We start from the raw sequence: 6,480 nt of genomic DNA, 5'->3' as shown, positions 1-6,480 counted from the left end.
CCCCCCATGAACGCGGTACCCCGAACGATGGACCCAACCGAGGCGACTGGCGCGCCACGCGGACGGCGGGCCGACCAGGTCGTCGCCCTCTTCCGTGAGCACAACGCGGCCCTGGTCGCGTTCCTCCGTGCGCGGCTGAACTCGCTGGCGGATGCCCAGGAAGTCGCCCAGGAGGTGTACCTGAAGCTGCTGTCGCTGGACGAAGCCACGAAGATCGACTCGCCCCGGGCGTTCCTGTTCCGTGCCGCGGCCAACCTGGCCGTCGATCGGCTGCGCATGCGCAACGTGCGCGCCGCGGCGCCGGTCGATCCGGACCACGATGACTGGCACGTCACGCCCATGCCCGAACAGCACGCGGCGGCGCTGCAGCAGTGGCGGGATATGCGCGAGGCGCTGGACGAGCTGCCGCCCAAGACCAGCCGGGCCTTCGTGATGCATGTGATCGACGGCCGCGATTTCGCCTCCGTCGCGAAAGAAATGAACCTGAGCGAGCGCATGGTGCGCTACCACGTCGGCCATGCCCTGGCGCATTGCCGCGACCGCCGTGACCGTGCGGAGACCCTTCGATGAGCACCACGACTTTCGCCCCCGCACACCGGATCGAACACGCGGCTGCCGAATGGTGGGCCCGCCTGCGCGACCCCGCCCTGCCCGACCAGGCCCTGGCCCAGTGGACGGCCTGGCTGGAAGCGGACCCCCGCCACGCGGCCGCGTTCGACCGGGCCTGCGCCATGGCCGAGGAAGCCGCCGCCCTGAAGGGCGACCAGCGCGCCGACCTCCTGGCACGCTTCGCGCCCCCGTCGATGGCTGCGCCGCGCCGCGCGCCGCGCACCCTGCTGGCGCTCGCGGCCGGCCTGGCAGCCGTCGTGATCCTTGGCGGCGGGCTGTTCCTTGCCTACCGGCATGGGCCGGACGCACCGCAGGTCTATGCCAGCGAACGGGCAGGCCACCGCGATATCGACCTGCCGGATGGCTCCAGCATCGAACTCGGTGGCGCGACCTCGATCACGGCACGCTATGGCCACGATATCCGCGCCATCGACCTGGACGCGGGCGAAGCCTTTTTCCGGGTGGCGCACGCCGAGCGGCCCTTCGTGGTCACCGCGGGCCCGCTACGGATCCGCGACCTGGGCACCGCGTTCAACGTGCGGCGCACGGGGGATCGCGTCACCGTGGCGGTCACCGAAGGCCGCGTGCGGGTATCGCCGGCGGCGGACAACAGTGATGGCGGCACGGTCGAACTGGGCGCGGGGCGCGAAGTCTCGTTTGATCCTGAGACCAATGCCATGCGGATCCTGGATATCGACCCCGTCGCCGCGACCGCGTGGCGCGAGCATCGCCTCGAGTTCGTCAATGAGCCGCTGGCGTCCGTGCTGGACAACGTCAACCGCTACAGCGGCCGGCCCATTCGCTTGAACGACCCGGCACTGGCCCGCCTGACGTTTACCGGTACGGTCCAGGTCGATACCATCGACAGTTGGGTGGCGGCCCTGCCGCGCGTCTTCCCCGTCCGCGTGGATACGTATGCCGACCACCTCGAACTGAAGCGACAGACATCCATGGCGCGGAGCCCAAACCCGCGCTGACCCAACCGAAGTCTTGGGGCCGCAGGTCTTGCAGCACACCCTTCGCGGGCGCCGGCGCGTAACCACCGGCGCGCTCGCGCTTGCGTTGCTGCTGGCGCTCCGCCCGGCGGCCGCCGGGGAGGGATCGCCTGCCGGTGAGGCGGGCTCCGTGCTGCCGTTCGCGATCGCCCCCCAGCCCATGGCCACCGCCCTACTCGCCTGGGGCAAGCAGGCTAACGTGCAGGTGCTGACCGCGTCGGGCGCCGTGGCCAACTGGCGTTCCGCGGGCGCCAGCGGTTTCCTCACGCCGGACGCTGCGCTGGATGAACTGCTCGAAGGCACCGACCTGGAGCGCGAGGCCTACGACGCGCATACCGTGGTGGTCCGCCAGCGGCAGCAGGCAGGCAATGCCGTGCCGGCGCCCGCCGATCCCTACATCGCCTTCGATCCGCATAGCGTCACGCCACTGGCCACCGTCGATGTCCGCGGCATCCTCGCCGATGATGGTTTCAAGGCCGACACGTCGCGCACGGCGACGCGCACCGAAAGCAACCTCACCGACGTGCCGCAATCCATCAGCGTCGTCACGCGTGAGGTGATCGCATCGCAACAAGCCGTGAGCATCGGCGACGTCGCCCGTTACGTGGCTGGCGTGCAGTACGTCGACGGCTACGGTGGTTCGCCGCTGTTCCTCATCCGCGGCTTCGATGCGGGCAACGGCATGACCGACGGCATGCCCAACGGCATCGCGCGTACCGATGATCTGCCGCCGCTGATCGGCATCGAGCGCGTGGAAGTGCTGCGCGGCCCGGAAGCGATCCTCGGCGACGCGTCCCAGAACAATAATTTCGGCGGTTCCATCAACGTCGTGATGAAGCGCCCGCAGGTGCAGACGGTGCGCACGCTCACGTGGTCTCTGGGCGAGTACGATGGCGCGCGCGCCGGCCTCGATCTCGGCGGCAAGGCATCGGACGATGGCGCGTGGACGTACCGTCTCGTCGCCGCGGGACAGGCGGGCGAGCGCACGCCGCAGGTCCATGGCAACGGGCGTGGTACGTACCTCGCGCCGTCGCTGGCGTGGCAGGGTGCCGACACGCGCGTCATGGGCGGCCTCGAATACGTCGACAACCGCGTACCGGGACCCGAGCACACGGTGCTGCTGGGCGCCTCGCTTTCGACGGCGTCGCCTTACCGCGACCTGCCAGATACACCGGATGACCATTCGACGTACCGCACGACACGTGCGGTATTTGAATTCGACCACGCGTTCAACGACGACTGGAGCTTCCACAGCCAGGGCCAGTACGTGCGCCAGCGCAGCGATGGCCGGAACTGGTCGTACGTTGCGGGTGGCTATGGCGGTTTCCTGCTCCCGGTGTCGCGCACCTTCCGCTACAAGGGCAGCTACTGGACCTGGCAGAACGACCTGCGCACCACCTTCAGCCACGGCGAAACGACGCACACCGTCCTGCTCGGCTTCGACGTCGCGCGCACGCACGCCGGCGATAGCGGAGGCGGCAGTACGGTCGAGACGCTGGAATCGGCTGACATCGACCGCAACGCGCAGATCGTGACTACGCCGATCGCGTTCAACCTGGAAACGGGTGCGCGGATGTCGGGCAAGTTCGGTTCGCTCGTGGCGCCCGTGACCACGGTGCAGAACCTCGGCGGATCCTGGCAGACCAATGCCGGGCTTTACCTGCAGGACCAGATCGCGCTCGGCGAGCACTGGCAGGCCATCGCCGGCATTCGCCTGGACAACTTCGACCTGCGCTTTCACAACAATCGCACCGACGCGAATCTCTCACGCACGGATCGTCTCGTCTCGCCGCGCGGTGGACTGATCTTCAAGCCGGTCGACCAGGCGTCGTTCTACGCATCGTACAGCGTGTCGCACCTGCCCGGCTCGGGTGACCAGTTCGCGTCGTTGACCCCGACCACCGAGACGCTGGAGCCGGAGCGCTTCATCAACCGCGAGCTCGGCGCCAAGTGGGACGTCTCGCCCGCGCTCGCGCTCACCGCGGCAGTCTACCGCCTCGATCGCTCGAACAGTCAGGCGCCCGACCCGAACGATCCAGCCCGGGTGGTGCTCACCGGTGCGCAGCGCAGCACTGGCTGGGAGCTCGGCGCGAGCGGCGACGTGACCGCCCGCTGGCAGCTCGCCGGGGGCTGGGCGTCGCAGCGCGCGCGCATCGTGAGCGCCACGCGGTCAGGCGCGGAAGGCGCGACCGTGCCGCTCGTCCCGCAGAACACGCTCTCGTTGTGGAATCGCGTGCAGCTCACCCCCACGCTCGGCGTCGGACTCGGCGCGGTGCACCAGTCGCGCATGTATGCCGCGATCGACAACGCCGTCACCCTGCCTGCATTCACGCGGTACGACGCAGGCCTCTACATCTCCCTGCCGGCGCAAAGCCGCCTGCAGGTGAACATGGAGAATCTGTTCGGAGCGACCTACTTCGCCTCCGCGCAGGGCAACAACAACATCATGCCGGGCGCGCCGAGGACGCTTCGGGTATCAGTGAGCGTGGGCAAGTGAGCTGCCTGTGAGAGTGAATCGTGAGACGTGGATCGCGACGACAATCGCGGTTACGTCTCACGATTCACGATTCACCTCTCACCCGTAGCTCTCGTCTCCTACACGCTGTCCGTCGCGAGTTCGTCTCGCCCCGCGCGTCGTTCTTCGTGGAGCTCGGCGACGGCTCTCACGCGCGCTGCCTCATCGAAGGCGCCCTCGCTTCGGGCGACCACGAGCGTCGCCGCGCCGTTGCCGATCAGGTTCGTGATCGCGCGCGCCTCGCTCATGAAGCGATCCACGCCGAGCAGGATCGCCACCCCTTCCACCGGCACGACCCGCATCGCCGAGAGCGTGCTGGCGAGCACGATGAAGCCGGAGCCCGTCACGCCCGCCGCTCCCTTGCTCGTCAGCATCAGCACGCCGAGCACGCTGAGCTGCTGGGCGAGCGAGAGGTGGATGCCGAACGCCTGCGCCACGAACAGCGCCGCCATCGAGAGGTAGATCGACGTGCCGTCGAGGTTGAACGAGTAGCCGGCGGGAATCACCAGCCCCACCACGGTGCGGGAGCAGCCATAGCGCTCCATCTTGGCGAGCATGCGCGGCAGCACGGCCTCGCTGGACGACGTGCCGAGCACGATCACGAGCTCCTCGCGGATGAACTTCAGGTACTCCCAGAGGGAGAAGCCGTACCAGCGGAGGATCAGGTTCAGCACGATGAAGATGAACAGTGCCATCGTGAGGTAGACGTCGAGCATCAGGCGCCCCATCGGAAGCAGGCTCCGCACGCCGAACGCGCCCACGGTGTACGCCATGGCGCCGAAGGCACCGATGGGCGCTACCCGCATCACGAGGCCGACGATCCGGAAGATCACCTGCGAGAGCTGTTCGAGGAGCTCGACGAGTGCCCGCCCCTTTGCGCCGAGCGACGCGAGCGCCACGCCGAACAGGATGGCGAAGAACACCACCTGGAGGACGTCGCCCTTCGCGAACGCGTCCACCGCGCTCGACGGCACGATATGGGTGGCGAACTCCACGAAGCTCATTTCGGCGCCCTGCGCCGTGTAGCGCGAGACGTCTCCCTTGGCGAGCGCGCTGACATCGAGCCCCGCGCCAGGCTTCGTGACGTTCACCACGATGAGCCCGATGGCCAGCGAGATGGTGCTCACGATCTCGAAGTACAGCAGCGCCTTCCCACCCACCCGCCCCACCTTCTTCAGGTCGCTCATATTGGCGATCCCGAGCACGATGGTGAGGAAGATGACCGGCGCGATCACCATCTTGATGAGGTTGATGAACACATCGCCGAGCGGCCGCATCGCCCGCGCGGGGCCAGGGGCGACGAGCCCGAGCACCACCGCGAGGGCGATCGCGAAGAGGACCTGGACGGTCAGATTCTGATGGAGTCTGCGGGGCACGGGAGCGATGAGACGGGACAACTGAGTACTTCGTACTCGGTAGTGCGTACGAAGACCGACGGGCGACCCCCAAGAATGCACGGCGGGCAGCCGGGTTGGGCAGGGTCGGTCGCGAGCCATGTTTGCTACTGATCGTCCCGAACCAGTGCTCAGCGGGACATTCCTGGGCCCGGTCAGCAGGTCTCGGTACGAAGTACGAGGTACGAGCTACTCGCCGTTGCCCAGCGCTTTTCCCCCGGACCACGGCACTGGTACATTCCCTGCACCCCTACCCTTCGACCCAACCAGCGGCTCGACCAATGTCAGGATTCATCAATCGCTTTTTCCCGGAGAAGATCTTCTCCCACAAGATCGATCCGGGTGCCGAGCGGCGGCTGCGGCTGGCACAGGCTCGTGCCGAGGAATCCATCATCCGCTCGCACGTGGACAACGCCCTCATGTTCGTCGATACGCTCGCCGAGGACATGACGTTCGACCGTGCGATCGATTCCTACATCCGGCAGATGTCCATTCCGGAGCCCCTCGCCAGCACCGTCGCCACGCGCACGCTGGTGATTCTCGGACAGGATCTGGTGCCCTACCGCCGCCGCTCACGCGAGGAAGGCGCTGCCGACGTCCCCGAAGATTCGCGCCCCCCGCTCCGCATCGGCGACGCCAGCGCTGCGAGAGCCAAGCGCGCCTAGTCGACCGAAAGCAACCGCGAAAAGCGGGATGAACGGAGAGGGCCGGATTTGAATCGAGAAGGGCCGGATTCCCTCCTCTGAGTCGATGCCTCCATGCGCATCGGAGCGTCCCGAAGCCGTTCTCAATTCATTCGGGAACTTCGAGGGCGTAGGAGAGAGTCTCGGTGCGCGGAGGTACGCCCGACCAGTGGGCGGATCCGGCAGTTTCAGCGAGTTTCCGGCCGTGTCCGCTCCTACCGCTTTTCGTTGTCGTCCTCGCGATCAGACTTGATCGCCCGGATACTGACCTCCTGGGTGTTCCG

At 67.5% G+C, this 6,480-nt stretch carries 5 protein-coding genes; 4 read left to right on the top strand and 1 reads right to left on the bottom strand.

All coding sequences use genetic code 11. From position 1 onward, the window contains the following. The first annotated feature begins 6 nt into the window (after positions 1-6). From ACTHLF_RS19750 to ACTHLF_RS19740, 3 genes are read left to right on the top strand one after another with little or no spacing between them, the layout of a single operon-like run. Complete coding sequence (locus ACTHLF_RS19750; protein ID WP_440329707.1) at positions 7-570, top strand: RNA polymerase sigma factor; 564 nt, start codon at positions 7-9, stop codon at positions 568-570. Next, positions 567-1,586, top strand: coding sequence for a FecR family protein (locus ACTHLF_RS19745; RefSeq protein ID WP_440329706.1), 1,020 nt, complete (start codon positions 567-569; stop codon positions 1,584-1,586). Before ACTHLF_RS19750 ends, ACTHLF_RS19745 begins: the two co-directional genes overlap by 4 nt. 28 nt (positions 1,587-1,614) lie before the next feature. Then, entirely contained in the window at positions 1,615-4,101 is a 2,487-nt protein-coding gene (locus ACTHLF_RS19740) for a TonB-dependent siderophore receptor (protein ID WP_440329704.1), read from the top strand. 98 nt (positions 4,102-4,199) lie between these two features. On the opposite strand, the gene ACTHLF_RS19735 is transcribed toward ACTHLF_RS19740, so the two are convergent. Continuing rightward, complete coding sequence (locus tag ACTHLF_RS19735) at positions 4,200-5,495, bottom strand: dicarboxylate/amino acid:cation symporter (protein ID WP_440329702.1); 1,296 nt, start codon at positions 5,493-5,495, stop codon at positions 4,200-4,202. Positions 5,496-5,794: 299 nt separating this feature from the next. On the opposite strand from ACTHLF_RS19735, the gene ACTHLF_RS19730 reads away from it, so the two are divergent. Continuing rightward, on the top strand, positions 5,795-6,178 hold the full coding sequence (locus ACTHLF_RS19730) for a hypothetical protein (RefSeq protein WP_440329700.1): 384 nt from the start codon (positions 5,795-5,797) through the stop codon (positions 6,176-6,178). The last annotated feature ends 302 nt before the right edge of the window (positions 6,179-6,480 follow it).

Source organism: Luteibacter sp., from assembly GCF_051958795.1.
In the GTDB taxonomy this organism is placed as follows: Bacteria; Pseudomonadota; Gammaproteobacteria; order Xanthomonadales; family Rhodanobacteraceae; genus Luteibacter.
The sequence above is the reverse complement of the archived record's forward strand: the minus strand, read 5'-3'. Positions and strand labels throughout refer to the sequence as shown.